General features: G+C 69.9%; 24 protein-coding genes. 11 read left to right on the top strand and 13 right to left on the bottom strand.

Annotated elements, in window-relative coordinates; translation table 11 throughout:
* Positions 1 to 3 precede the first annotated feature (3 nt).
* Genes nuoH through nuoN form a run of 7 tightly spaced genes read left to right on the top strand, consistent with a single transcriptional unit; the run spans position 4 to position 7,978 of the window.
* Entirely contained in the window at positions 4 to 1,254 is a 1,251-nt protein-coding gene (gene nuoH / locus GPY60_RS15875; RefSeq protein WP_156688644.1) for an NADH-quinone oxidoreductase subunit NuoH, read from the top strand.
* Complete coding sequence (gene nuoI / locus GPY60_RS15870) at positions 1,247 to 1,792, top strand: NADH-quinone oxidoreductase subunit NuoI (protein ID WP_156688629.1); 546 nt, start codon at positions 1,247 to 1,249, stop codon at positions 1,790 to 1,792. The genes nuoH and nuoI overlap by 8 nt, the downstream gene beginning before the upstream one ends.
* 20 nt (positions 1,793 to 1,812) lie before the next feature.
* Positions 1,813 to 2,589: an NADH-quinone oxidoreductase subunit J gene (locus tag GPY60_RS15865; protein WP_156688628.1), complete on the top strand. Its 777-nt coding sequence runs from the start codon at positions 1,813 to 1,815 to the stop codon at positions 2,587 to 2,589.
* On the top strand, positions 2,586 to 2,885 hold the full coding sequence (nuoK, locus tag GPY60_RS15860; RefSeq protein ID WP_007168303.1) for an NADH-quinone oxidoreductase subunit NuoK: 300 nt from the start codon (positions 2,586 to 2,588) through the stop codon (positions 2,883 to 2,885). The genes GPY60_RS15865 and nuoK overlap by 4 nt, the downstream gene beginning before the upstream one ends.
* A 10-nt stretch (positions 2,886 to 2,895) precedes the next feature.
* A complete protein-coding gene (gene nuoL, locus GPY60_RS15855) occupies positions 2,896 to 4,782 on the top strand; it encodes an NADH-quinone oxidoreductase subunit L (RefSeq protein WP_156688627.1) in 1,887 nt (628 codons plus the stop codon).
* A complete protein-coding gene (locus GPY60_RS15850) occupies positions 4,779 to 6,371 on the top strand; it encodes an NADH-quinone oxidoreductase subunit M (RefSeq protein WP_197283690.1) in 1,593 nt (530 codons plus the stop codon). The genes nuoL and GPY60_RS15850 overlap by 4 nt, the downstream gene beginning before the upstream one ends.
* Positions 6,368 to 7,978 (top strand): NADH-quinone oxidoreductase subunit NuoN, encoded by a 1,611-nt coding sequence (gene nuoN, locus GPY60_RS15845; RefSeq protein ID WP_156688625.1) that lies wholly within the window; start codon positions 6,368 to 6,370, stop codon positions 7,976 to 7,978. Before GPY60_RS15850 ends, nuoN begins: the two co-directional genes overlap by 4 nt.
* Positions 7,979 to 7,990: 12 nt before the next feature.
* Here the strand turns inward: nuoN and GPY60_RS15840 are convergent, their stop codons facing one another.
* From GPY60_RS15840 to GPY60_RS15805, 8 genes are all read right to left on the bottom strand, one after another.
* Positions 7,991 to 9,895: a PPE family protein gene (locus GPY60_RS15840; protein ID WP_156688624.1), complete on the bottom strand. Its 1,905-nt coding sequence runs from the start codon at positions 9,893 to 9,895 to the stop codon at positions 7,991 to 7,993.
* A 238-nt stretch (positions 9,896 to 10,133) separates the two neighbouring features.
* The gene (locus tag GPY60_RS15835; RefSeq protein ID WP_156688623.1) at positions 10,134 to 10,571 is read right to left on the bottom strand and encodes a hypothetical protein; all 438 of its coding nucleotides are present in this window, start codon (positions 10,569 to 10,571) and stop codon (positions 10,134 to 10,136) included.
* Between the two features lie 4 nt (positions 10,572 to 10,575).
* Complete coding sequence (locus GPY60_RS15830; protein WP_156688622.1) at positions 10,576 to 11,856, bottom strand: DUF58 domain-containing protein; 1,281 nt, start codon at positions 11,854 to 11,856, stop codon at positions 10,576 to 10,578.
* A complete protein-coding gene (locus GPY60_RS15825) occupies positions 11,853 to 12,812 on the bottom strand; it encodes an AAA family ATPase (RefSeq protein ID WP_156688621.1) in 960 nt (319 codons plus the stop codon). The genes GPY60_RS15830 and GPY60_RS15825 overlap by 4 nt, the downstream gene beginning before the upstream one ends.
* On the bottom strand, positions 12,809 to 13,291 hold the full coding sequence (locus tag GPY60_RS15820) for a hypothetical protein (protein ID WP_156688620.1): 483 nt from the start codon (positions 13,289 to 13,291) through the stop codon (positions 12,809 to 12,811). Before GPY60_RS15820 ends, GPY60_RS15825 begins: the two co-directional genes overlap by 4 nt.
* Positions 13,288 to 14,241, bottom strand: a complete 954-nt coding sequence (locus tag GPY60_RS15815; protein WP_156688619.1) for a DUF4129 domain-containing protein — start codon at positions 14,239 to 14,241, stop codon at positions 13,288 to 13,290. The genes GPY60_RS15820 and GPY60_RS15815 overlap by 4 nt, the downstream gene beginning before the upstream one ends.
* Before the next feature lie 102 nt (positions 14,242 to 14,343).
* On the bottom strand, positions 14,344 to 15,219 hold the full coding sequence (locus tag GPY60_RS15810; protein WP_156688618.1) for an SDR family NAD(P)-dependent oxidoreductase: 876 nt from the start codon (positions 15,217 to 15,219) through the stop codon (positions 14,344 to 14,346).
* Positions 15,216 to 15,830 (bottom strand): TetR/AcrR family transcriptional regulator, encoded by a 615-nt coding sequence (locus tag GPY60_RS15805; RefSeq protein WP_156688617.1) that lies wholly within the window; start codon positions 15,828 to 15,830, stop codon positions 15,216 to 15,218. The genes GPY60_RS15810 and GPY60_RS15805 overlap by 4 nt, the downstream gene beginning before the upstream one ends.
* Before the next feature lie 54 nt (positions 15,831 to 15,884).
* Between GPY60_RS15805 and GPY60_RS15800 the strand changes: the two genes are divergently transcribed.
* Entirely contained in the window at positions 15,885 to 17,036 is a 1,152-nt protein-coding gene (locus GPY60_RS15800) for a phosphotransferase family protein (RefSeq protein ID WP_156688616.1), read from the top strand.
* Between the two features lie 2 nt (positions 17,037 to 17,038).
* Entirely contained in the window at positions 17,039 to 18,154 is a 1,116-nt protein-coding gene (locus GPY60_RS15795; protein ID WP_156688615.1) for a hypothetical protein, read from the top strand.
* A gap of 107 nt (positions 18,155 to 18,261) precedes the next feature.
* Here GPY60_RS15795 and GPY60_RS15790 read toward each other — a convergent pair whose 3' ends face one another.
* Complete coding sequence (locus GPY60_RS15790; RefSeq protein WP_156688614.1) at positions 18,262 to 19,239, bottom strand: TIGR03617 family F420-dependent LLM class oxidoreductase; 978 nt, start codon at positions 19,237 to 19,239, stop codon at positions 18,262 to 18,264.
* A gap of 71 nt (positions 19,240 to 19,310) precedes the next feature.
* Between GPY60_RS15790 and GPY60_RS15785 the strand changes: the two genes are divergently transcribed.
* The gene (locus GPY60_RS15785; RefSeq protein ID WP_231639680.1) at positions 19,311 to 20,657 is read left to right on the top strand and encodes a flavin monoamine oxidase family protein; all 1,347 of its coding nucleotides are present in this window, start codon (positions 19,311 to 19,313) and stop codon (positions 20,655 to 20,657) included.
* Between the two features lie 20 nt (positions 20,658 to 20,677).
* Here the strand turns inward: GPY60_RS15785 and GPY60_RS15780 are convergent, their stop codons facing one another.
* Positions 20,678 to 21,625 (bottom strand): alpha/beta fold hydrolase, encoded by a 948-nt coding sequence (locus tag GPY60_RS15780; RefSeq protein WP_156688612.1) that lies wholly within the window; start codon positions 21,623 to 21,625, stop codon positions 20,678 to 20,680.
* Between the two features lie 131 nt (positions 21,626 to 21,756).
* Between GPY60_RS15780 and GPY60_RS15775 the strand changes: the two genes are divergently transcribed.
* The gene (locus tag GPY60_RS15775) at positions 21,757 to 23,112 is read left to right on the top strand and encodes a flavin monoamine oxidase family protein (protein ID WP_231639679.1); all 1,356 of its coding nucleotides are present in this window, start codon (positions 21,757 to 21,759) and stop codon (positions 23,110 to 23,112) included.
* 2 nt (positions 23,113 to 23,114) lie between these two features.
* Here GPY60_RS15775 and GPY60_RS15770 read toward each other — a convergent pair whose 3' ends face one another.
* The 3 genes from GPY60_RS15770 to GPY60_RS15760 all read right to left on the bottom strand — a co-directional run bounded on the left by GPY60_RS15770 (position 23,115) and on the right by GPY60_RS15760 (position 25,459).
* A complete protein-coding gene (locus GPY60_RS15770) occupies positions 23,115 to 23,549 on the bottom strand; it encodes an SRPBCC family protein (RefSeq protein ID WP_156688611.1) in 435 nt (144 codons plus the stop codon).
* 43 nt (positions 23,550 to 23,592) lie between these two features.
* Positions 23,593 to 24,063, bottom strand: a complete 471-nt coding sequence (locus GPY60_RS15765; RefSeq protein WP_156688610.1) for an STAS domain-containing protein — start codon at positions 24,061 to 24,063, stop codon at positions 23,593 to 23,595.
* Positions 24,064 to 24,388: 325 nt separating this feature from the next.
* Positions 24,389 to 25,459: a helix-turn-helix domain-containing protein gene (locus GPY60_RS15760; protein WP_370462734.1), complete on the bottom strand. Its 1,071-nt coding sequence runs from the start codon at positions 25,457 to 25,459 to the stop codon at positions 24,389 to 24,391.
* Between the last annotated feature and the right edge of the window lie 14 nt (positions 25,460 to 25,473).

Genomic DNA, 25,473 nt, shown 5'->3' with positions numbered 1-25,473 from the left:
TCCCTGAGCGCCTTCGGGCACGACACGTGGTGGCTGGTGCTGGGCAAGGCGCTGGCCATCTTCGTGTTCCTCATGCTCAACGTGTTGGTCGCCATCCTGCTGGAACGCAAGATCCTCGGCTGGATGCAGCTGCGGCCCGGGCCCAACCGGGTGGGCCCGTGGGGCACGCTGCAAAGCCTGGCCGACGGAATCAAGCTGGCGCTCAAGGAGAGCATCACGCCGGGCGGGGTGGACAAGTTCGTCTACTTTGCGGCGCCGTGCTTCTCGGTGATTCCCGCGTTCACCGCGTTCGCGTTCATCCCCTTCGGGCCGGTGGTGTCGGTGTTCGGCCACCGCACGCCGCTGCAGCTGACCGACACGCCGGTGGCCGTGCTGTTCATCCTGGCGCTGTCGGCCATCGGGGTGTACGGGATCGTCCTGGGCGGTTGGGCGTCGGGCTCCACCTATCCGCTGCTCGGCGGGGTGCGCAGCACCGCGCAGGTGATCTCCTACGAGGTCGCGATGGGGCTGTCGTTCGCGGCGGTGTTCCTCTACGCCGGTTCCATGTCGACGTCGCAGATCGTGGCCGCGCAGGACCGCGTCTGGTTCGCCTTCCTGCTGCTGCCGTCGTTCGTGATCTACCTGATCTCGATGGTCGGCGAAACCAACCGCGCCCCATTCGATCTCCCCGAGGCCGAGGGCGAGCTGGTGGCGGGGTTCCACACCGAGTACTCGTCGCTGAAGTTCGCGATGTTCATGCTGGCCGAGTACGTCAACATGATGACGGTCTCGTCGCTGGCGACGGCCATGTTCTTCGGCGGGTGGCACGCGCCCTGGCCGCTGAACATGTGGGCGGGCGCCAACAGCGGGTGGTGGCCCGTGGTGTGGTTCACCCTCAAGATGTGGACCTTCCTGTTCATCTACTTCTGGCTGCGCGCCAGCCTCCCCCGGCTGCGCTACGACCAGTTCATGGCGCTGGGCTGGAAACTGCTGATCCCCGGCTCGCTGGTGTGGGTGCTGATCGCGGCCGTGATCCGGACCCTGCGCAACCGGGGCTACCAGCACTGGACACCGCTGCTGGTGGCCTGCAGCCTGGTGTTCGCCGTGATCATGGTGCTGCTGCTGCGAAAGCCGTTGACCACGCCCAGCATTCGGGCGATGGAGCGACACCTGCGCCGTCAGGACGGCGATCTGCCCACCCCGGTTGCGCCCGGGGCGGCCTACCCGACACCGCCAATGCCGGCTCACGCGAGCAAGGAGAAAGCACGTGCCTAAGTTTCTCGATGCCGTCGCCGGCTTCGGCGTCACGCTCGGCGCGATGTTCAAGAAGCACGTCACCGAGGAGTATCCGGAGAAGCCGGGTCCGGTCGCGCCGCGCTACCACGGCCGGCATCAGCTCAACCGGTACCCCGACGGGCTGGAGAAGTGCATCGGCTGCGAGTTGTGCGCCTGGGCCTGCCCGGCCGACGCTATCTACGTCGAGGGCGCCGACAACACCGAGGAGCAACGCTTTTCGCCGGGCGAACGGTACGGCCGGGTGTACCAGATCAACTACCTGCGGTGCATCGGCTGCGGCCTGTGCATCGAGGCCTGCCCCACCCGCGCGCTGACGATGACGAACAACTACGAGATGGCCGACGACAACCGCGCCGACCTGATCTACGAGAAGGACCGGCTGCTGGCCCCGCTGCTGCAGGACATGCTGGCCCCGCCGCACCCGAGGGCCCCCGGCGCCACCGACAAGGACTACTACCAGGGCAACGTGACGGCGCAGGGCCTGCGTCAGCCCCAGGACGTCGGAGAGTCCCGGTGACCGCGTTCCTCGCTTCGGGTGTGACTTCGTATGTCGCGCAGGACGCCCTGGTTCGCACCTCCACCGGCGAGGCGGTGACCTTCTGGATCCTGGGCGCCCTCGCGCTGATCGGCGCGCTCGGCGTGGTGCTCGCGGTGAATGCCGTGTACTCGGCGATGTTCCTGGCGATGACGATGATCATCCTGGCCGTCTTCTACATGGTGCAGGACGCGCTGTTCCTCGGCGTCGTCCAGATCGTCGTCTACACAGGCGCCGTCATGATGCTGTTCCTGTTCGTGCTGATGCTGATCGGCGTCGACTCCGCCGAGTCGCTGAAGGAAACGCTGCACGGGCAGCGCGTCGCCGCGGTGGTGGCCGGCGTCGGGTTCGGCATCCTGCTGCTCGCCGGCATCGGCAACGTGGCGACCGGCGGCTTCGCCGGGCTGACCGCCGCGAATTCGGGCGGCAACGTCGAAGGGCTTGCCGCGCTGATCTTCTCCCGCTACCTGTGGGCGTTCGAGCTGACGAGCGCGCTGCTGATCACCGCCGCCCTCGGGGCGATGGTGCTGGCGCACCGCGAGCGCTTCGAGCGGCGCAAGACGCAGCGCGAGCTGTCGCAGGAGCGCTTCCGGGCGGGCGGGCACCCGACGCCGATGCCCAATCCCGGTGTGTACGCGCGCCACAACGCCGTCGACGTCGCCGCGCTCCTGCCCGACGGCTCGTACTCGGAGCTGTCGGTGTCGTCGATCCTGCGCGGCCGCGAACCCAACGGCGGCGAGACGTCCGCGCCCGAGAAGGTGAAAGGCGGCGCTTCGTGAATCCGGCCAATTACCTGTATCTTTCGGCCCTGCTGTTCACCATCGGCGCCTCGGGCGTGCTGCTGCGGCGCAACGCCATCGTGATGTTCATGTGCGTGGAGCTGATGCTCAACGCCGTCAACCTGGCGTTCGTCACGTTCGCCCGGATGCACGGCCACCTGGACGGGCAGATGATCGCCTTCTTCACGATGGTGGTGGCCGCCTGCGAGGTCGTCGTCGGACTGGCGATCATCATGACGATCTTCCGTGCCCGCAAATCGGCTTCCGTCGACGACGCGAACCTCCTCAAAGGCTGACGACTCCAACATGACTCACTACACCTGGCTGCTGGTGGCCCTGCCCCTTGCGGGCGCCGCGATCCTGCTGTTCGGGGGCAGGCGCACCGACGCCTGGGGCCACCTGCTGGGCTGCGTCGCCGCGCTGGCGTCGTTCGGTGTCGGGGCGACCCTGCTCGCCGACATGCTGGGCCGGGCCGGCGACGACCGGGCCATCCACCAGCGGCTGTTCAGCTGGATTCCCGTGGGCCAGTTCCAGGTGGACGTCGGCATGCAGATCGACCAGCTGTCGATGTGCTTCGTCCTGCTGATCACCGGCGTCGGCTCGCTGATCCACATCTACTCGGTCGGCTACATGGCCGACGACCCGGACCGCCGCCGGTTCTTCGGCTACCTCAACCTGTTCCTCGCCTCAATGCTGCTGCTGGTGGTCGCCGACAACTACCTGGTGCTCTACGTCGGGTGGGAGGGCGTTGGCCTGGCGTCGTACCTGCTGATCGGCTTCTGGTACCACAAGCCGTCGGCCGCCACCGCCGCCAAGAAGGCCTTCGTCATGAACCGGGTCGGCGACGCCGGGCTCGCCGTGGGCATGTTCGTCATGTTCGCCACCTTCGGCACGCTGAACTACGCGGGCGTGTTCGCCGGCGCGCCCGCCGCCGGCCGCGGCGCGCTGACCGCCATGGGACTGCTCCTGCTGCTGGGCGCCTGCGCCAAGTCCGCGCAGGTTCCGCTCCAGGCGTGGCTGGGGGACGCGATGGAGGGCCCCACCCCGGTGTCGGCGCTGATCCACGCCGCCACCATGGTGACCGCCGGTGTCTACCTGATCGTGCGGTCCAACCCGCTCTACAACCTCGCGCCGGGCGCGCAACTCGCCGTCGTCATCGTCGGCACCGTCACGCTGCTGCTCGGGGCGGTCATCGGCTGCGCGAAGGACGACATCAAGCGCGCGCTGGCCGCGTCGACGATGAGCCAGATCGGCTACATGGTGCTGGCCGCCGGGCTGGGCCCGGCCGGTTACGCGTTCGCGATCATGCACCTGCTCACCCACGGCTTCTTCAAGGCCGGCCTGTTCCTCGGCTCCGGGGCGGTGATCCACGGCATGCACGAGGAGCAGGACATGCGCCGCTACGGCGGCCTGTGGCGCGCCCTGCCGATCACCTTCGCCACGTTCGGGCTCGGCTACCTGGCGATCATCGGCGTGCCGCCGTTCGCCGGTTTCTTCTCCAAGGACGCCATCATCGAGGCGGCGCTCGGCGCCGGCGACACCCGCGGCTACGTGCTGGGCGGGGCCGCGCTGCTGGGCGCCGGCATCACCGCCTTCTACATGACGCGGGTGATGCTGATGACCTTCTTCGGCAAGAAGCGTTGGACCCCGGGCATTCACCCGCACGAGGCGCCCGCGGTGATGACCTGGCCGATGATCCTGCTGGCCGTCGGCTCGGTGTTCTCCGGTGGCTTGCTGGCCTACAACGGCACGCTGCAGCGCTGGCTGGAACCCGTCGTCGGGAAACACGAGGAAGTCACCCACGCCATCCCCGTCTGGGTGAGCACCGCCCTGGCGCTGGGGGTGGTCGCCGTCGGGATCGTGGTGGCTTACCTCATGTATGCCCGCGCCCCGATCCCTCGGGTCGCGCCGCTCGCCGTCGGTCCGCTGACGACCGCCGCCCGCAGGGACCTCTACGGTGATGCCTTCAACGAGGAGGTGTTCATGCGCCCTGGCGCGGAACTGACCGAGGCGCTGGTCGACATCGACGACGCCGGCGTGGACGGCTCGGTCAACGCCCTGGCGGCGCTGGTGGGCCGGACGTCGAATCGCCTGCGGGGCCTGCAAACCGGCTTCGCCCGCAACTACGCGCTGTCCATGCTGGCGGGCGCGGTCCTGGTGGTCGCTCTGATCCTGGCGGTGAAGATCTGGTGAGCAACGTTCCCTGGCTCAGCGTGCTGTGGCTGGTGCCGCTCGCCGGCGCCGTCCTGATCATCCTGCTGCCCCCCGCCGCGCGCGGGCTGGCCAAGTGGGCCGGCCTGGTGTTCGGCGTCCTGACGCTGGCGGTGGCGATCGTGGTGACCGCCGGCTTCAAAACCGGCGGCGCGACTTACCAATTCGTCGAGAGCCACCCCTGGATACCGGCGTTTGGCGCCGGCTACACCCTGGGCGTGGACGGCATCGCGGTGGTGCTCGTCCTGCTCACCGCGGTCCTCATCCCGCTGCTGCAGGTGGCCGGCTGGAACGACGGAGACGGCGCCAACCGGTCGAACTCGCGGCCCCGGGCCGTCCACGCCTACATCGCGCTGACTCTGGCCATCGAGTCGATGGTGCTGGTCTCGGTGGTGGCGCTCGACGTCCTGCTGTTCTACGTGTTCTTCGAGGCCATGCTCGTCCCGATGTACTTTTTGATCGGCGGCTTCGGGCAGGGCCCGGGCAGGTCGCGCGCGGCGATGAAGTTCCTGCTGTACAACCTGTTCGGCGGCCTGATCATGCTGGCGGCCGTGATCGGGCTGTACGTGGTCACGTCCGAGCACGGCTCCGGCACGTTCGACTTCCGCGACATCGTGGCCGGCGTCGCGTCCGGCCGCTACGGCGCCGATCCGGCGGTGTTCAAGGCGTTGTTCCTCGGCTTCATGTTCGCCTTCGCGATCAAGGCCCCGCTGTGGCCGTTCCACCGCTGGCTGCCCGACGCGGCGGTCGAGGCCACACCGGCGGCCGCGGTGCTGATGATGGCGGTGATGGACAAGGTCGGCACGTTCGGCATGCTGCGCTACTGCCTGCAGCTGTTCCCCGGCGCCTCAACGTATTTCCGGCCGCTGATCGTCGTGCTCGCCGTGATCGGGGTGATCTACGGCGCGGTCGTGGCCATCGGCCAGAAGGACATCATGCGGCTGATCGCCTACACGTCGATCTCGCACTTCGGGTTCATCATCCTCGGCATCTTCGTGATGACCAGCCAGGGCCAGAGCGGGTCCACGCTCTACATGCTCAACCACGGGCTGTCCACGGCCGCGGTGTTCCTCATCGCCGGCTTCCTGATCTCGCGCCACGGCAGCCGGTCGATCGCGGACTACGGCGGGGTGCAGAAGGTGGCGCCGGTCCTGGCGGGCACCTTCCTGGTGTCGGCGATGGCCACCCTGTCGCTGCCGGGCCTGGCGCCGTTCGTCAGCGAATTCCTGGTCCTGGTGGGCACTTTCAACCGCTACTGGCTGGCGGCCGCCTTCGGCGTGACCGCGCTGGTGCTGTCGGCCATCTACATGTTGTGGCTCTACCAGCGGGTGATGACCGGCCCGGTGCGGGACGGCAACGAGCGCATCGGCGACCTGCGGGCGCGCGAGCTGCTCGTGGTCGCCCCGCTGATCGCGCTGCTGTTCGGCCTGGGCGTCTACCCCAAGCCGGTGCTGGAGCTGATCAATCCCGCCGTCGCTAACACCATGACCACCATCGGGCAGCATGATCCCGCGCCGACCGTGCCAGTGGGCACCGGCGCACCACGGACAGCCGAAGGACCACGCCGATGACCATTCCCACTCCGAGCGTCGAGTACTTCCTGCTGTGCCCGATGCTCATCGTCTTCGGCGTCGCGGTCGCCGGGGTGCTGGCAGAAGCGTTCCTGCCCAGGCGGACCCGCTACGCCGCGCAGGTCGCGCTCGCTCTCGGCGGCCTCGTCGCGGCGTTCGTCGCGGTGGTCGTGGTGAGCCGATCGCTTCCCGCGTCGGGACGTCCCGCGGTGCTGGGCGCGATGGCGATCGACCGCCCGGCGCTGTACATGCAGGGCACCATTGTGCTGGTCACCGTGATGGCCATCATCTTCATCGCCGAACGGACACAGACAAAGGCCGACACCAGGGTCGCCGTCGCGGCCGGGGTGGCCTCGGCCCCCACGAACGTCGCCGGGTCCGGGGGCCTGGACTCGTTCACGCCGCAGGCGTCCGCCGTTCCGGGCAGCGAACCCGAGCGCGAGGCTCAGCGCGCCGGCTACGCCCAGACGGAACTCTTCCCGCTGGTGATGCTCTCCGTCGGCGGCATGATGGTATTCCCCGCGTCGAACGACCTGCTGACCATGTTCGTGGCGCTCGAGGTGCTGTCGCTGCCCCTTTACCTGATGTGCGGGCTGGCCCGGCACCGCCGGCTGCTCTCCCAGGAGGCGGCCATGAAGTACTTCCTGCTGGGCGCGTTTTCGTCGGCCTTCTTCCTCTACGGGGCCGCGCTCCTCTACGGCGCGACAGGCACGCTCCTGTTGCCCGGGATCCGCGACGCGCTCGCCGCGCACGGCGACACCTCGCTGGCGCTGGTCGGCGTGGCGCTGGTGTCGGTCGGTCTGCTCTTCAAAGTCGGTGCCGTTCCGTTCCATTCGTGGATTCCGGACGTCTACCAGGGCGCGCCCACCCCGATCACCGGGTTCATGGCGGCGGCCACGAAGGTGGCGGCATTCGGCGCGCTGTTGCGGGTGGTCTACGTCGCCCTGCCCCCGCTGCACGACCAGTGGCGCCCCGTCCTGTGGGCGATCTCCATCCTGACGATGGCGGTGGGCACCATCACCGCGGTGAACCAGACCGACGTCAAGAGAATGCTGGCCTACTCGTCGGTCGCCCACGTCGGCTTCATCCTCACCGGCGTGATCGCCGACAACCAGGCCGGGCTCTCCGCCACGCTCTTCTACCTGCTGGCCTACAGCTTCAGCACGGTGGGGGCCTTCGCGATCGTGGGCCTGATCCGCAATGCCGACGGCGTCGAGGACGCCACCCTGTCGCACTGGTCTGGGCTCGGGCAGCGCTCTCCTATTGTGGGAGTGATGTTTTCGATGTTCCTGCTGGCGTTCGCCGGCATCCCGCTCACCAGCGGGTTCGTCAGCAAGCTGGCGGTGTTCAAGGCCGCCGCCCAGGGCGGCGCCGTGCCGTTGGTGGTCGTCGGCGTGGTCGCCAGCGGCGTGGCCGCCTACTTCTACGTCCGGGTCATCGTCTCGATGTTCTTCACCGAGGCGTCCGACGAGACGCCCCACGTGGTGGAGCCCGGGATCCTGAGCAAGGCCGCCATCGCCGTATGCGCCGTCGTCACAGTCGGTTTGGGCATCTTCCCGCAGCCGCTGCTCAGCCTGGCGGATCAGGCCGCGCAGCTGCTGCGCTGAGCCCAGGGGCCGCTACAGCTGGCTGAAGATGCCCTGCAGGTTGCTCACGAGGCTCAAGATGCCGGCCGTGTCCGCAAAGGAATTCGCGATACCCGTGGTGAGAGTGCCCGGGGCGTTGACGGCGGAGTTGGCGATACCGGCGTCTGAAACGCCCGAGTTCGCGATGCCCGCGTTGTTGCTGCCGGTGTTCGCCCAGCCGTAGAGGTTCGTGCCGGAGTTGAGGTAGCCCGAGTTGGCGAAGAACGGCGTTGGGCTGCCGGCGTTTTCGAAGCCGGAGGTCGTACCCAAGCCCGTGTTCACGTTGCGGAAGCCGGAGGTGTCGTTGCCCGCATTGTAGAAGCCGGATACGTCGGTGCCGGAATTCCCGATGCCGGAGACGGATCCCGGTTGGGTGACCGAGCTGCCGATGCCCGTGTTCACGCTCCCGGCGTCGAAGAGGCCCGTGTTGGTGTCGCCGGAGTTGAAGAAGCCGGTGTTGAAATTGCCCGAGTTGAACCAGCCGGTGTTTCCGCCGAGCGTCGCGAAGGTGTTGGAATTGAAGCTGCCGGTGTCACCGAAGCCGGAATTGCCGAGGCCGACGTCGAAGCCGCCCGAGTTGCCCCAGCCCATGTTCTGCCCGCCGGAGTTGCTGAAGCCGAAGTTCTGGATCCCCGCGTTCCCGAAGCCGAAGTTCCCGTTGCCGGAGTTCCAGAAGCCGGTGTTGGTGTTGCCGGCGTTCAGGAAGCCGAAGTTGCCGTTGCCTGAATTGAAGATGCCGACGTTGCCGTCGCCGGAGTTGAAGAATCCGATGTTGTTGTTGCCCGAGTTCCCGAAGCCCAAGTTGTTGAGGCCGCCGTTCAGAGCGCCGATGCCGACCATGTTGTCGCCGGGCAGGTTGAAGCCGATGTCGTTGCTTCCGGCGTTGCCGAACCCGAAATCGAGGCTGCCCTTGTTGCCGAAGCCGATGTCGGAGAAGCCGAGGTTGCCGAAGCCGAGGTTGAAGGAACCCAGGTTACCGCCCCCGAAGTTGCTGCTCCCCTGGTTCCCGCTGCCGAAGTTTCCGCTCCCCGGGCCGAATAGGGCTCCGTTGCCGAAGCCAACGTTCGCCGAACCGAAGTTGCCGCCGCCGACATTGAGGTTGCCGATGTTGCCCGAGCCGAGGTTGGTGTTGCCGGTGTTGCCACTGCCCAGGTTGGCGAAGCCCCAGTTGCCGCTGCCCAGGTTGAGGTTTCCGGTGTTGCCGCTACCGAAGTCGACGTTGCCGATGTTGCCGCTGCCCAGGTTGAAGCTGCCGGTGTTGCCCCCACCCAGGTTCCAGGTGCCGATGTTGCCCAGGCCCGTGTTGACGTCGGGGAGGGTCACGCCGAACAATTCCACCGCCGCCCCCACCGGATTCGCCGCGCCGGCGGTTGGCAAGCTCGACAACAACTGCGGCAACGACGCCAACTGCGCGATGGCCGTCGACGCCCCACCGTGATACCCCACCATCGCGGCCACATCGGCCGCCCACATCTGCTCGTAGTCCGCCTCCACCGCCGCGATCGCCGGCGCGTTCAACCCGAACCAGTTCGACCGCACCAACTGCACCAGACCCGAGCGATTGGCCGCGACCAACGCCGGGTGCACCGCCGCCGCCAGCGCCGACTCGAACACACTCGCCACGGCCTTCGCCGATGCCGCCACACCCGACGCCTGCGCCGACGCCGCCCCCAACCACTCCGAATACGGCGCCGCCGCGGCCATCATCGCCTGCGCCGCCGGCCCCTGCCACGCCTGACCCGTCAGACCCGACGTCACCGACGAGAACGACTCCGCCGCCGACCCCAATTCCGCCGCCAACCCATCCCAGGCCGCGGCCGCCGAGAGCATCGGACCCGACCCCGCACCCGAATGCAGCAACAACGACGTGATTTCCGGCGGAGCCGTCAAGAAACTCATCAGCCCATTCCTTCCAGCACAAAGGCGCATATCGCGGAAGCGATCCGCACCCCTCACTCACAGGTGGAAAGAACTGTACAAATTTCGCATGCGGGTCAAGCTTTTTTTGGACAAATTGCGGGAGGGAAATTTCATCGATCCGGAATCCCCATTCGATACCGAGAGAATGTGTTGTTGCTGAGATTATGAACTGAGGTACGCATTTGCCACAGTTGTGACCTCGTTGCGTGCTTATCCGTCAACTTAGGAACGGGCGCGCGGCCAGGACGTAGATCGCCAGCACCCCCAGCGGCGCGACGAGCGGCAGCCACGGCAGGTGCAGCGGGAACGCGGTGGCGGCCAGGCCCGCGACCGTAAACCCAAGCCCCGCAGCGACGGTCGGCACGCTGCCCATGACGACGCCCGCCTGACTGCCGACGGCGTAGCGGCAGACCAGGTAGGCGGCGGCGCAGAATCCGGAGAGCGCGACGAACGCGACCGCCGGCGCCGACAGCATGATCGTCGCCACCGCAATGACGACGGCCAGCGTGGCGGCCGGGGGAACCGCCGTTCCCGCCCCGACGGCGTCGGCGGCCGCCACCCCCACCGCGAGCGAAAGACCATGCGCCCCAACCACTCCAAGGCTCACCATCACCAGCCCGAAGGCCAGCGACGCGAAGCGTGCCAGGGTATCCATGCCGTTACCGCCGGAGCCGTCCGCGCACCCGCCGGCGGCGTGCGGGCAGCACACCCATCGACTGCTCCAGGCTGCTGTCGCCCTGCCACGACACGATGTCGACCCCGACGGTGGCCATGTCGCGATACATGGCCGAGCGCTGCAGCGCCCACATCCGGTCCACGAGGGGGTCCTGCTCGCCCTCGAACGGGGAGCTGTCGAGGATGTCGACGGCGATCACGACGTGCCCGCGTTTACGCAGATCGATGAGGGCCAAGGCGAATTCGGTGTCGAGCAGGGTGGAGAACGCGATGACGATCGAGCCCGCGGGAACGGCGGCGCGCGGCGCCAGGGACCCGGTGGTGTGCTCGAAGCGGTCGCCCGCGCCCAGGACGGTGTCCAGGACGCGGTAGAACTGCCGCTGCCCGATGTCGGCGCCCAGCCACCGGGGGCGGTTTCCCCCCAGGGCGACGATGCCCGCGCGGTCCCCGTGCCGCAGCGCGGTCTGCACCACCTGCGCCGCGCCGCGCACCACCCGTTCGGTGGCCTCGGTCGCCGGTCCCGCCGGCTGCCGGTAGGTGTCGATCAGCACCACGATGTCGGCGGCGCGGTCGGTCAGGCGCTGGGTGACGTGGAGCTGGCCGCGGCGGGCGCTCACGGGCCAGTTCACCGCCCGCAGTTGGTCGCCCGGCACGTACGGGCGGATGTCCGCGTACTCGACGCCCGGTCCGACGTGCCGCGTCAGGTGGGCACCCAGCCGATCGAGCAGCTCGGTGTTCGGGATGGGGGTCGACTGCGGCGGCGTGAGAGGGAACACGATGAGGTCGGCGACGTCGACCGTGGCGGTCCCCGACACCAGCCCGCCGCGGGCGACGACGTCGACCCGCGCCCGCACGGCGTAGCGCCCCCACCTTTCCGCCGTCGCCGCAACGCTTTTCGCGCGCCCCGTCTCGTCGTCGGAGACGTCGAGCTGCAGGCCGTCGACGGCCGGTACCGACAGCTCGACCGCCGACGAGCCGGGCTCACCGGATTCCTCTGCCGCTTCGAGAGTCGCCCAGACTTTCAGCCGCGCCTGCTCACCCTCGAAGCAGCGCTGGGCGTCCGGTTCGCCGTGCACGTACACCTTCGGCACCGGCCGTTGCCAGCTGATCGAACACAACACCCCCAGCAGCGGCGCGGCGAACGCGACGAGCCGCCACTGCTCGCCGATCACGGCGGCGGCCAGCGCGACTCCCGCACACGTGGCGACCGCGCGCGTCAAATGCGAAGCCTGCCAGCGAAACTCCGCCGCGCGGGTGGATCTCATCCGGTCGCCCGCGGCACCGGCAGGCGCCGCAACAGTTCGTCGACGACGTCGGCGCCCTGGATCTTGCGCACCCACATCTCGGGCCGCAGGGTGATCCGGTGCGCGACCGCCGCGGTGGCCAGCGCCTTGACGTCCTCCGGGATCACGTAGTCGCGTCCCAGCAACAACGCGCGGGCACGCGCGAGCTGGACGAGGTCGAGCTCCGCGCGGGGGCTGGCGCCCACCGCGACCTGGGGATGGTGGCGCGTCGCCGTGGCCAGGGACACCACGTAGCGCAGGACGTCGTCGTGCACGGTCACCTGCTCGACCGATTCGCGCATGGCCAGCAGGTCGTGCGCGTCCACCACCTGGTTGACCGTCGGCTGGGCCGAACCCCGTTCGAGGCGCCGCCGCAGCATGGACGTCTCGTCGCGCTCCGAGAGGTAGCGCAGCTCCAGCCTGATCGCGAAGCGATCCAGCTGCGCCTCGGGCAGGGGGTAGGTGCCCTCGTACTCGATCGGGTTGTCGGTCGCCAGCACGATGAAAGGGTCTGGGAGGCGGTGGGTTTCGCCGTCGATGCTGACCTGCCCCTCGGCCATCGCCTCCAGCAGCGCCGCCTGCGTCTTCGGCGGGGTGCGGTTGATCTCGTCGGCGAGCAGCAGGTTGGTGAAGATCGGTCCGGCGCGGAAGGCGAAGCGGCCCGACTGCATGTCGTAGATAGTGGAGCCCAGCAGGTCCGCGGGCAGCAGGTCGGGCGTGAACTGCACCCTGGTGAACTGCAGGCCCAGCGCCGCGGCGAAGGACCGCGCGATCAGCGTCTTGCCGAGGCCGGGCAGGTCCTCGATGAGGACGTGCCCGCGCGCGAGGAGGGCGGTGAGGATGAGGGTGAGCGCGGGGCGCTTACCCACGACGGCGCGTTCGATCTCGTCGAGCACGGCCTCGCAGTGCGCGGTGGTGGTCGCTGCCGGCAACGTCATGCCTGCTCCAACTTTCGCAGAATCTCTCCCAGCGCCGCGCGGCCCGGGCCGGGCGAGCGGTCACCGGTGCGGGTGACATTGTTCGGGTCTACCCATTCCCACAGCTCGTTACCGAAGAGCATCCGCCCGCTCGCGTGGTAGGCCGCCCTGTCCTTGGATTGCTTTTGACCCGTGGTGATCTCGTACCGCCGCGCGAGCATCGGGCGAAGGTGCCGGTCCCAGTCGGCCCGCGTCGACTCCGACCACCGGATGGTCGACTCGGTGGTGGCGAGCCAGCGGCGCAACGAATCCCCCATCTCGTCCGGCTCGGGCTCGGCCCCGCGTTCGGCTCCGCGACCCAACACGCGGCGGACGTTCAGCAGTACCAGGGCCATCGCGACGCCGCCGCCCGCCAAGACGAACGGCCGGTTGTGCAGGATCAGCGCCATCAGCTCCACCCCCACGATGAGCAGGGCGCCCAGGGTGACGAGGCGGGTCATGCGGCGCTCCGGGACGCGAGTTCGTCGAGCACCAGCCGCAGGGCCCGGACGGCGACGTCGCGGTGGTTCTCGTTCATGACGTGCGGGCTGAACCGGGCCTCCGCGAACAGGGTGACCAACTGCACGGCGTTGTCCGCCTGCAGCGCATGGTGTTCGACCGCGCGGGCCTGCACCTCGGTGGGGGTGTCGAACTCCTGGGGGACGGCGCCGGGGACGTTGGCGAGCTCCCGTTCCATGGTGGCGTAACACGCGATGATGGCCTCGCGGGGATTGCGGCTCAGGTCCGCCATCTCGGCGAGCCCGAGTTCGGCGGCCCGCGCCAGTGACTCCGACGGCCCGGGCGGCTCCGGCTCGTCGTCGAAGGGCGTTGCGGCGGCGAGGACCGGTGCCGCCGCGCGCAAGCCCCGCCGCTTGAGGATGAGCGAGCCGGCGACGATGAGCAGCAGCATCGGGATCGTGCAGGCGAGCAGGATCCCGACCATGTCGCCGGTGTCGTGACGCGGGTGATCCCGGGGGGCCGGCGCGCTCGTTTGCGCGGGGGGTGGCGCACCGGGCGCCGAGGTGGGCGTGGAGGAGGCGATCTGGTGCGGCACCCACAGCTGGACCACCAGGGCCGTCAGCAGGAGCCACGCCACGATCACGGCCAGGCCGATCAGCACCACCCGCCAGCTCGGCCGGCCACGGCCCGTGCCGAGCAGTTCCCCTGGGTCGCCCATGCGTGGGGCCGCCGCCCGCGGGTCGCGCAGCCGCGCGACGATGGCGACCGCGAGGAGGGTCAGCGTCCCGGCGAGCGCCGTGATCACGAACGTGGTCGCCGCCCGGCCGCCGCCGGGCTCGGAGTGCGTCGAATGGGCTTGGGCCGGTAGGTACCCCCGCAGGGCGGCAGCGACGACGATCAGCAGCACGATCAGGGCAACGACGCGCCCCGTCGCCTTATCCATACCAGGCATTCGCACACCACTCGACCGGTCACTGCCTTCATACTTGCACGTCGTTCGGCCGCCCCGCCACGAAGTCGGGCGCGGTGACCCCGACCCGCCCGACGACGGGGACTAGGGCGCCTCGAAGGGCCGGAAGCTGCCGTCGAGCACCTGCAGGTGGCCGATCGTGCGCCCGGTCACCACCTTCGCGTCGACGAGCGCCAATTCGACTGCGGCGCGCGCGAATTCGTCCGGCGACGCCGTGTCGGCGAAGTCGCGGGCGTAATAGGCCAGCCCCGGCGTGGGGATCGGCTTGGACGGCGACAGCGCGTTGACGGCGATGTTGTGGTCGGCGAGGTCGTAGGCGGCGCACTGGGTGAGATGCTCCAGCGCGGCCTTCGACCCGCCGTAGCCGGGCAGCACTCCCCCGCTGCGGTCGGGATAGGGCCCGTTGCCCGGCAACCGGGACGCCACCGAACTGATGTTGACGATGGAGCCGCCGCCGGTCTCGATCATGTCGGGGCTGACCAGCTGCATGAGCTCGTAGGCGGCAAAGACGGCGATCTGGAAGTGCCGGCGGTAGGCGCCCAGGGGAACGCTGACGAACCCCGGCCAGCCCGGCTTGCCCGCCGTCGGCTTGGCAGGCCTGGCGCCCGGCGCTGCCGTCGTCGAACCGGCGGCGGGCGGGCGGCCGGGCGCGGTGAACGCCGCGTTGTTCACCAGGATCGTGATCGGCCCCAGCGCCTCGCGCGCGGAGGCGACCAGCCGGGCGACGTCCTCCCCGTCGGTCAGGTCCGCCCGCACCGCGACCGCGCGTCCGCCGGCTTCCCCGATGGCCGCGGCGGTTTCGCCGATGGTCCCGGGCAGCCGCTCGTCCCACACCCGTTCGGTGCGCCCGGCGACCGCGACCGCGGCACCCTCGGCCGCGAGCGCCAGCGCGATCGCCCGGCCGAGGCCCCGGCTGGCGCCGGTGACGATCGCCGCGCGGCCCGCCAGCCGGCCGGTCACCGCGTCACCCCGTGCACCACGATCGCCGTTGTCTGGTCCACCCACGCGTCGTCGAGGGGCTCGTCCGGACGCAACAGCATGCGCAGCATCGTCGCGCCCCCGATCAGTTCGATCAACCGGTCCGGGTCCACGTCGGGATGCGCCTCGCCGCGCTCGACGGCCGCGCGCAGCCGCAGGCGCACCGCCGTGAACAGGTCGGTGAAGCGGGACATCACCCGGGCGTTCAACGCCGGGTCGGCGGTCATGTCGGCCACCAGCCCGGGCAGGGCGGCGCGCACGACGGGCGTGGTGAACACGTCCCGGGTGGCCTCGATCATCGTGCGCAGGTCGGCGGCGATGTCGCCGGCCGGGGCCTCCAGCGCGGTGGGGGTCGTCGGGAACGCCGCCTCGTGCACCAGTTCCGCCTTGCTCGACCACCGGCGGTACAACGCCGACTTCGTGGTTCCGGCGCGGTCGGCGACGGCCGCCAGGCTGAGGTTCGAATAGCCGATGGAGACAAGCAGTTCCGCGGTCGCCGACAGGATGGCCGAGTCGATGCGCGGATCGCGCGGCCGGCCGGCGCCGGGGGCCGCGCCGGGCCCCTTGTCAAGGGCGGACGGGTCTGCTTTCATAACGCTACCTACGGTATCGTAATTACCTCGCGAGCCCAAAGATTGGGGGCGCCCGTGCCCAACAACACCGGACCGGCGGCCGAACCGGCGATCGATGAGGTCGATCGACTGCAGCGCTCCAGCCGCGACGTGACGACCCTACCGGCGGTGATGTCGCAGTGGCTGTCGACCGTACTGCCGGGCGGCGCGCGTCCCGAGGTGACCGTGGAAAGCGGCGTGGACTCGACAGGCATGTCGTCGGAAACCATCATCTTCACCGCCCGCTGGCAGGAGGACGGCCTGCCCCGCGAGCAGAAATTCGTGGCCCGGGTGGCCCCCACCGCCGAGGACGTCCCCGTCTTCCCCACCTATCGGCTCGACCACCAATTCGAGGTGATCCGCAAGGTCGCCGAACTCACCGACGTCCCCGTCCCCAACGTGCGCTGGCTCGAGCCCACGGGCGAAATCCTCGGCGCACCATTCTTTGTGATGGATTACGTCGACGGCGAGGTACCGCCCGACGTGATGCCCTACACGTTCGGGGGCAACTGGTTCGCCGACGCGCCGGCGCAGCAGCAGCGCGAACTGCAGGACGCGACCGTCGGCGTCCTGGCGAAGCTGCACTCGATCCCCAACCCCCAAAACACATTCGGGTTCCTCAACGCCGCCGCCGAAGGCGACACCGCGCTGCGCCGTCACGCGAACTGGGTCCGATCGTGGTACGACTTCGCGGTCCCCGACATCGGGCGCTCGCCGCTGCTGGAGCGCACTTTCGAGTGGCTGCAGGACAATTGGCCGGCCGAGGCGGCCGCCGCCGAACCGGTGCTGCTGTGGGGCGACGCCCGGGTGGGCAACGTGCTGTACCGCGACTTCCGGCCGGCGGCGGTGCTCGACTGGGAGATGGTGACGCTCGGGCCACGCGAGCTCGACGTCGCGTGGATGATCTACGCGCACATGGTCTTTCAGGAACTCGCCGGGCTCGCGACGCTGCCCGGCCTGCCCGACGTGATGCGCGAGGACGACGTCCGCGCCACCTACGAGCGGCTCACCGGCGTGGGGCTCGGCGACCTGCGCTGGTTCTACGTGTACTCGGGTGTCATGTGGGCGTGCGTGTTCATGCGCACCGGGGCGCGGCGGGTGCACTTCGGGGAAACGGAGAAACCCGAGGACGTCGAATCGCTGTTCTACCACGCCGGATTGATGCGGCGCCTGATCGGAGAGGGTTAGCCATGCTCGGACCGCTCGACGAATTCCCGGTACACCAGATCCCGCAGCCGATCGCCTGGCCGGGTTCCTCGGACCGCAACTTCTACGACCGCTCCTACTTCAACGCCCACGACCGCACGGGGAACATCTTTGTCGTCAGCGGCATCGGCTACTACCCCAACCTCGGGGTGAAGGACGCGTTCCTGCTCGTCCGGCGCGGGGACACCCAGACCGCCGTGCACCTCTCCGACGCCATCGATCAGGACCGGCTCAACCAGCGCGTCAACGGCTACCGGGTCGAGGTCCTCGAGCCGCTGCGCAAGCTGCGCCTCGTCCTCGACGAAACCGAGGGCATCGCAGCCGATCTCACCTGGGAGGGCCTCTTCGACGTCGTGCAGGAACAGCCGCACCTGATGCGGTCCGGCAACCGGGTGACGCTGGACGCCCAGCGGTTCGCCCAGCTGGGCAGCTGGAGCGGGCGCATCGCCGTCGACGGCGAGGAGATCGCCGTCGACCCCGCCACCTGGCTCGGCTCCCGCGACCGGTCCTGGGGTATCCGTCCGATCGGCGAGCCCGAGCCCGCGGGCCGGCCCGCCGACCCTCCGTTCGAGGGCATGTGGTGGCTCTACGTGCCGATGGCGTTCGAGGAGTTCGCCATCGTGCTCATCATCCAGGAAGCGCCCGACGGCTTCCGCTCCCTCAATGACTGCACCCGCATCTGGCGCGACGGCCGCGTGGAGCAGCTGGGCTGGCCGCGCGTCAAGATCCACTACCGCTCCGGCACCCGGATCCCGACCGGCGCCACGATCGACGCGACCGCCCCTGACGGCACTCCGGTCCACTTCGACGTGGAGTCCAAGCTGCCGGTGCCCATTCACGTCGGCGGCGGCTACGGCGGCGATTCGGATTGGCTGCACGGCATGTGGAAGGGCGAGAAGTTCGTGGAGCGGCTCACCTACGACATGACCGATCCCGCGATCGTCGCCCGGTCCGGCTTCGGCGTGATCGACCACGTCGGGCGTGCGGTGTGCCGCGACGGCGACCGCGAACCGGTCGAGGGCTGGGGGCTCTACGAGCACGGCGCGCTGGGCCGCCACGACCCGTCGGGCTTCACGGACTGGCTGACGGTCGCGCCATAACCGCCACGCCGAGCGTCGACTTGTTGCGGACGTTTGGGCGTTCTGGGCGCAACAACTCGACGTTGGGCGCGGTTCTGTAGGGCGAGGGGGTTTGAGCGGCGCGTCCGCTAACGCAGTTCGTCGACGATGGCGGCCAGCGTCCGCGGGGCGATGGGCGCCGGCTGGTAGAGGAAGACGGTGTCGGACACCCCCGCGACGCGATCGCGGATGTGCGCGGCGATCTCCTTCGGCGCGCCGCAGGCCGCGATGGTGTTCAGGAGGTCGTCGTCGATCAGGCCGGCCATCTCCTCCCAGCGGCCCTGCTTGGACATCGCGTTCAGCTCGGGCTGCAGCTCCTCCCGGCCGTGCGCGGCCAGGACCGGCCGGTAGGCCGGCGTCGACCCGTAGAAGGCCAGCAGCCGCCGCGTCGCCGCGTGATCGTCACCGGCCGACACGATGATCTCCGGGATGACGGCGAACCCGTCCGCGTCGCGCCCGCTCGCCCGCAGACCCTCGCGGACCGCGGGCATCGTGTGTTCGCGCAGGAACCGCCGGGAGCTGAACGGCATCACCAGCAGGCCGTCGGCGTGGCCGGCGGCGGCGCGGGTCAGCCGGGGTCCGAGCGCGCCGATGTAGATCGGCGGCGGCCCGTACGGGTTGGGGCCGGGGCTGAAGGTCGGCGTCATCAGGGTGTGCCGGTAGAAGTCGCCCCGAAAGTCCAGGCGGCAGCCGGTGTTCCACGCGTCGAAGATCGCGCGCAGGGCCGCGATCAGCTCGGTCATTCGCTCCACCGGGCGGTCGAACTGGGCCCCGAACCGCTTTTCGATCTGCGCGCGCACCTGGGTGCCCAGCCCGAGGAAGAACCGGCCGCCGCTGAGCAACTGGTGGTCGTTGGCCTGATGCGCCAGGTGGATCGGATTGCGCGGGAAGGCGATGGCTACGTTGGTCATCAGGTCCAGCCCGCCGACCGAGGCGGCCAGAGTGAGCGGAGCGAACACGTCGTGCGGACCCTCGAACGTCGCGACCCCGGCGACGCCGGCGTCGCGCAATTCCCGTGCGCGCTCGGCGGCGTCGACGAGCCCGTGCAACGCGGTGTAGACCCTCACAGCACCCGCCTATCGGACCGGCAATCGACAAAGCATCGTACGAAACGCGGGGTATGCGGTTGACTGGGCACGTGACAACCCGGCCCCGGATCGTCGACGTTGTCGTGGTCGGCGCCGGCTTTGCCGGGTTGGCTGCGGCGCGTGAGCTGACGCGACAGGGCCACGACGTGCTGGTTTTCGAGGGCCGCGACCGGGTGGGCGGGCGTTCGTTCACCGGCAGCGTGGCCGGATTGCCGGCCGATCTGGGCGGCACCTTCGTCGGCCCCACCCAGGACGCGGTGCTCGCGCTGGCGGCCGAACTCGACGTTCCGACCGTCCCCACCCACCACGACGGCAAGAACCTCATCCACTGGCGGGGCTGGCAGCGCTCGTACCGCGGCACCATCCCGAGGCTCTCGCTGACCGGCCTGCTGGACATTGCCCGGTTGCGGTGGCAGTTCGACCGGATCGCCCGCAGCGTGCCGCTCGCGGCGCCCTGGGACGCGCGCCGGGCGCGCGAGCTCGACGGCCTGTCGCTGGGCGACTGGTTGCGGTCGGTCCGCGCTTCCGCCTCCTCCCGCGACCTGCTGGCCATCGTGGCGCGGGTGACGTGGGGCTGCGAACCGCAGGACGTCTCGATGCTGCACGCCGCCCGCTACACCCACGCGGCGGGCGGCCTGGACCGCCTGCTCGACGTCGAGAACGGCGCCCAGCAGGACCGGTTCCCCGGCGGCACCCAGCAGATCGCCGAGGCGATGGCCGCCGAGTTGGGCCCGCGCGTCGTGCTGGGCGCTCCCGTCCGCCGCATCGAGCGACACGGCGCGGGCGTCACGGTGGTCACCGACGCGGGCGAGGCCGAGGCGGGGTTCGTCGTCGTCGCCGTGCCGCCCGAGCATCGCTCCTCGATCGAATTCGCTCCCCCGCTGCCGGGCGAGTACCAGCAACTGGCCGCGAACTGGCCGCAGGGGCGGCTGAGCAAGGCCTACGCGGCCTACGAGACGCCCTTCTGGCGCCACAACGGGTTCTCCGGGCAGGCCCTGTCCGACCGGGGCCCGGTGTTCATCACGTTCGACGTCAGCCCGCACGCCGACGGGCCCGGCGTGCTGATGGGCTTCGTCGACGCCCGCGCGTTCGACGGCCTGTCCGCGCAGCGGCGCCGCGAGGACACCCTGCGCTGCTTCGCCTCGCTGTTCGGCGACGAGGCGCTCACGCCGCTCGACTACGTCGACCACTGTTGGGGCGCAGAGCAATTCGCGCCGGGCGGCCCGACGGCTGCGGTGCCGCCGGGCTCGTGGACGCGATTCGGGCGCTGGTTGCGCGAGCCCGTCGGGCCGATCCACTGGGCCGGCACCGAGACCGCCGACGAATGGACGGGATTCCTGGACGGCGCCGTCCGCTCCGGACAGCGGGCGGCCGCCGACGTCGCCGCCCTGCTGTGAATTCGACTACGCGCTGATCGTCACGCCACGCGATGGGTCGCCGACTCGGCGAGCGCGCGCAGGTGGCGACTCACCTCCCGCGGCTGTTCGAGCATGGAGCAGTGCCCGCCGGGCAGCTCGATCAGCCCGATGACGTTCGGTGCGGTGCGGGCGATCCGGCGGGACTGGCTGATCGGGGTGAGCCGGTCGTGTTCGCTGCCGATGACCAGCGTGGGCACCGTCAGACCGTCGAGGTCGAGATGCCGCGAGCCCAGCGCCTCGACGAGCATCTTCGCGCAACCCCCGCGCCCCGCCGCCGAGGTCGCCACGAACAGCTCGTGGATGAGCCGGGCCGCACCGGGATCGGCGTCCCTGCCCACCGCGAGCATCGCGACCAGGTACCGGCTGGGGATCCGAGCCACAGCCGGTAGCGGGAATCCGCCGAAGGTGGAAACCAGGCCGCGCGCGGCGATGACGCGGGCCGGCGAGAGCCCCCGTGGCACCGCGAACAGCTTGACCTCGCGGAGCAGATCGCCGGTGGTGGTGTTGATCAGCGCGACCGCGTCGGCGCGGCGGCGGACCTTGTGCCGGTAGCGCGCCGACCAGGCGGCGATCGTGATGCCGCCCATGGAATGCCCCGCCAGCACCGCGCGCTCGTGGGGCGCCAGGGTGGCGTCGAGCACCGAATCGAGGTCGGAGGCAAGCGATTTCAGGCTGTAGCCGCCGCGGCGCGGCACCCCGCTGCGCCCGTGGCCGCGATGGTCGAAGGCGATCACCCGGTATTCGTCGGCCAGGTCGGCGATCTGGTACGCCCACGCCCTCATCGCGCAGGTGATGCCGTGGCTCAGCACGATGGGATAGCCGTCGGACGGCCCGAACACCTGGGCGTGCAACGGGGTTCCGTCGGCGGCGCGGACGGTGAGGGTTCGGCCCGGCGGCAGGGCGGCGGCCGTGGGGCCGACCGTTCGAGTCGATCGTCGGGCACTCATCGCCGCTCCCCCTTCGACCACAGCTCCGTCGCTGCCATCCGGTTGCCCTGATCCTAGCGTGAGACACCCTCGGAAACGGGCGATTCCGGCAGGCACACGCCGCCGGGCGGAACTTGTGAGACGCTTCCCCCGTGTCCCCGATGCCCCGTCGGAGATTCCTCGCCGCGGCGACGAGCGCGGTCGGCGGCGGGCTGGCGGCCGCCTGCTCACCGGGGCGCCCCGCCCCGCCGGACACCAAGTCGGTGCTGGTGGTGGGCGCGGGAATGGCGGGCCTGTCCGCGGCGCGCAGCCTGGCCGACGCGGGATGGCCGGTCCGCGTGATCGAGGCCCGCGACCGCATCGGCGGCAGGGTCCACACCGACCGCGGCTGGGGCGTGCCGCTGGAGATGGGCGCCTCGTGGATCCACGGCACCACGGACAACCCGCTGGTGGAGCTGGCGCGAAAAGCGCGCGCCCAACTCGCCACGACCGACTACTACGGGTGGGCCGAGCTCGCCGTCGATCCCCGTCTGCCACCGCTGGATTACGACCGCACGTCGTGGCGCCACTTCGTCGAGCGGGCCCGCGACCAGGTCGACGGCGGCAGCCTCGGCTCCGCCGTCGCGGCCGCGGCCGACGGCGACCAGCTTTCCGGCGCCGAGCGCGCGCAGCTCGGCTTCTACCTCACCACCGAGATCGAGGACGATTACGCCGCCGGCGCAGACCAGTTGTCCGCCTTGACATTCGACGCGGGCACCTACACCGGCGGCGACCAGGACGTGATCACCAGCGGCTACGACGCCCTGCCGAAACTCCTCGCCGAGGGACTGCCGATCGTGCTGAACTCGCCGGTGAACGCCGTGGTGCGCCGCGAGGAGTCGGTCGTGGTGCGGGCTGGAAACCGGTCCTTCGAGGGGCCCGCCGCGATCGTCACCGTTCCCCTGGGGGTGCTGAAATCCGGCGCGATCGCCTTCGACCCGCCGCTGCCCGACGGGCACGCTCACGCGGTCGACGCCCTGGGGTTCGGCGTGCTGTCGAAAAGCTACTTCCGCCTCGACAAGCGAACGTGGAACGCGGACAACGCTTTCTACCTGTACCTGAGCTCCGAGCCGGGGCTGTGGTCGCAGTGGTTCAGCCTGCCGAGCGCCGCGGGCCCGATCGTGCTCGCCTTCAACCCGGGTGACCGCGGCCGGTCGGTGGAATCGGCGCCCCCGGCCGAGTTGATGGCGGGCGCGCTGCCCGTCATTCGCCGGCTTTTCGGCGACGGTGTCTCCCCGGTCGAGGTCCGCACGTCGCGGTGGACCGTGGACCCGTACGCGCGGGGCTCCTACTCGTTTCACGCGCCCGGATCCGGGCTCGACGACCGGCGCCGCCTTGCCGAGCCGATCGGCGACCGCCTCTACCTGGCGGGCGAGGCCGTCGGCGCCGACAACCCCGCCTCGGTGACCGGCGCCGTCCTGTCCGGCCGGCACGCCGCCGGCCAGTTGATGCGGCGGCTGGGCCGCTGAGGCTAGCGTTCCAGCGCCCGCGCGCAGGCCTTCACGATCGCGTCGAAACTCGAGCACAGCAGGCGGTAGCTGACCGCCTCCAGCAGCCTTCCCCCGGCCCAGACGGGATGGGTGTAATTGCTCAGCCAGTCGACGTGCGTCCCACCGTCCACGGCCGTGAAGGTCAGCGTGCCGCCCTCGTGGTCGAACGGGGGGAACGATCCGACGATCAGATAGGTGTAGCGGCGCGGCCGGTCGTAGGCCGTGATCACTTCCCGAAACCAGGTTCCGACACCGAGGACCTGCCGCACGGCACCCGCGCCCGGGCCCGGGGCGTCCCTGGTGTAACGCGCCCGCAGGACGAGGGGGGCCGCGGCCAGGTTGACCGGATCGGCAAGCCAGTCGAAGACGCTTTCCACGGGCGCGGCAATCGTCCACTCCAAATGGATTTCGACCATAGGGGCTCCTGACCGAGGTGTCGGGGGTCTTCCTACCGCCATGCTAGGTGCGCTGAGGTTCCTCCTGTCGCGCAAGGCCCCTGACGAAGCGGCGACGCGCGCGGACGACGCCTTCGATGTGGCGCAGCGCCTCGGGCACCGAATCCACCAGTGGCAGGCCGTGATCGGGAAGCACCTGCACCAGCCGGCGAAGCGCGGGGCCGCCGACGACGCGGCAATGCACCCCGTTCAGCCGGTGTTCGTCGTGGAGTTGTTGCAGCGCAGCCAAACCCGCACTGCTCATGAAGTCCAGGTGAGTGAGGTCGAGGATCAGCGGCGCCTTGAGGCGCGCGAAGCGGCGGATCTCCCGAGTCAGGAGGTGGGCATTGGACGCGTCGATCTCACCGTCGACGCGCAGGACGGTGGCGACGGTGCGCGCGTGCACGTGCAATCGCGATCCGGCGCAATCGATCTGGTAGCGACTTCGGGGCTGGCCGCGCAGCGCGGCCGTGCACAGTTCGGGTGGGGCAGTCATGGGCGTACGCCCTTCGCAAGTTGGGAAAAGAGGTCGAGCGACAACGGTGTCCTGCAGAGAGGTGTCCTGGAGGCGCCCGATAGAAAACGGCAGCTGGGGACTCAACCTGCTATGAGCCTACGGCACGGCGACCGCGGGGCGTGCTCGAGAACCGCCGCGACCGACGTCGGCTATGTCACGTGTGATGTGAGTCCTAGCAGGCGTTTTGCCGCCGGCGTGCGCCTATCGGCCCCGGTAGACGGCCGATCCGTGAGTTCCCCGCGCTCCGTGAGGAAGCGCGGAAACCAAACCGTAACGCTTCGAACATGTTCGAAAACGCACCGCGTCACTGCCGCAGCGTCGTGTGGGGGCTCTGCCCGTAGGTCTGTCGGTAGAGCACCGCGAACCGGCCGGTGTGCGCGAATCCGCAACGCTGGGCGATCTCGGTGACGGTGGCCGTGGACGGCGTGCCGGCGATCAGCTCCTGATGAGCGCGGTTGAGCCGGACCCGGCGCATGTATTCGGTCGGGGTGGTGTTGAGCTGGCGCCGGAAGAGGTACTGCACCGCCCTGGGGGTGAGATGCACCGCGGCAGCCACCTCGGTGATGCCGACGTCCCCGGTGGCGTGCTGGTGGATGAACGACACCGCGTCCTTGAGCGCGTCGGGCAGCGCGGACTCCGCGGCGACGTCCTGTTCCGTCAGCGTCGACGGGTAGCACTCGAACAGCGCGCCCGCCAGGAGCGGGGCCATTCCCGCGACGATCAGCGGCTGTTGGGCCGTGTCAGGGGAACCCAGCGCGGCGGTGACGTAGTCCAGCGCCCGATGCCACGCTCGCACGGCGGCGCGCGAACGCGGCCGCCAGCCGAGGAACTGCGCCGGCTGGGTCACGGGCGCGCCCCAGTCCGGAACGGCTTTGAGCAAAGCGTCGGGGGCGACGCTCACCACTTCGAACCGGGCGCCGTTGACGCGCAGGCCGCACGACATTCCGTGGGCGACCAGCACCGGGCAGTCCGCCGCGGGCACGGAACCGCTTGTGACGCTGAAGGATCCGGCACGCGGCTGGACCACCACGACCGTGTCACCGGCCGGAATCTCCACGGTCGCATGACCTTGGATCACCACCTCGTCGACCGTCACCGAAACCGTCTCGCAGCGCCGGTGGGTCATGGCGAGGCGGCCCGAGACACCGGTGAGCCGCCACCCGGGCGTGTAGGCGGCGGCGAGGAATTGGCTCGCGGTCTGCGCGTCGGCGGCGCGGAACTGGTCGTGACGAATCGTCGAAACGGCGCTCCCGTAACCGGGCTCGGGCGTGGGAGATTGGCCGGCGGGGCGGGCATCCGGCTGTACGGCGTCGAGGAGCCGTCCGCCCATACCGACGACCAAACCGGGCGCTGCGCTGTCGGTGATGATTGCCATAGTCGTCACGACCG

The organism is Mycobacterium sp. Marseille-P9652 (assembly GCF_902652685.1).
Taxonomy (GTDB): Bacteria; Actinomycetota; Actinomycetes; order Mycobacteriales; family Mycobacteriaceae; genus Mycobacterium.
Note: the sequence above shows the minus strand (reverse complement) of the source record. Positions and strands in the feature narration are given on the sequence as shown.

Excerpts from the sequence above, each read along its gene's own strand:
- nuoL (WP_156688627.1), top strand. The coding sequence starts at position 2,896 with ATGACTCACTACACCTGGCTGCTGGTGGCCCTGCCCCTTGCGGGCGCC.
- nuoN (WP_156688625.1), top strand. The coding sequence starts at position 6,368 with ATGACCATTCCCACTCCGAGCGTCGAGTACTTCCTGCTGTGCCCGATG.
- GPY60_RS15840 (WP_156688624.1), bottom strand. The coding sequence starts at position 9,895 with ATGAGTTTCTTGACGGCTCCGCCGGAAATCACGTCGTTGTTGCTGCAT.
- GPY60_RS15835 (WP_156688623.1), bottom strand. The coding sequence starts at position 10,571 with ATGGATACCCTGGCACGCTTCGCGTCGCTGGCCTTCGGGCTGGTGATG.
- GPY60_RS15830 (WP_156688622.1), bottom strand. The coding sequence starts at position 11,856 with ATGAGATCCACCCGCGCGGCGGAGTTTCGCTGGCAGGCTTCGCATTTG.
- GPY60_RS15825 (WP_156688621.1), bottom strand. The coding sequence starts at position 12,812 with ATGACGTTGCCGGCAGCGACCACCACCGCGCACTGCGAGGCCGTGCTC.
- GPY60_RS15820 (WP_156688620.1), bottom strand. The coding sequence starts at position 13,291 with ATGACCCGCCTCGTCACCCTGGGCGCCCTGCTCATCGTGGGGGTGGAG.
- GPY60_RS15815 (WP_156688619.1), bottom strand. The coding sequence starts at position 14,241 with ATGCCTGGTATGGATAAGGCGACGGGGCGCGTCGTTGCCCTGATCGTG.
- GPY60_RS15805 (WP_156688617.1), bottom strand. The coding sequence starts at position 15,830 with ATGAAAGCAGACCCGTCCGCCCTTGACAAGGGGCCCGGCGCGGCCCCC.
- GPY60_RS15795 (WP_156688615.1), top strand. The coding sequence starts at position 17,039 with ATGCTCGGACCGCTCGACGAATTCCCGGTACACCAGATCCCGCAGCCG.
- GPY60_RS15780 (WP_156688612.1), bottom strand. The coding sequence starts at position 21,625 with ATGAGTGCCCGACGATCGACTCGAACGGTCGGCCCCACGGCCGCCGCC.
- GPY60_RS15770 (WP_156688611.1), bottom strand. The coding sequence starts at position 23,549 with ATGGTCGAAATCCATTTGGAGTGGACGATTGCCGCGCCCGTGGAAAGC.
- GPY60_RS15765 (WP_156688610.1), bottom strand. The coding sequence starts at position 24,063 with ATGACTGCCCCACCCGAACTGTGCACGGCCGCGCTGCGCGGCCAGCCC.
- GPY60_RS15760 (WP_370462734.1), bottom strand. The coding sequence starts at position 25,459 with ATGGCAATCATCACCGACAGCGCAGCGCCCGGTTTGGTCGTCGGTATG.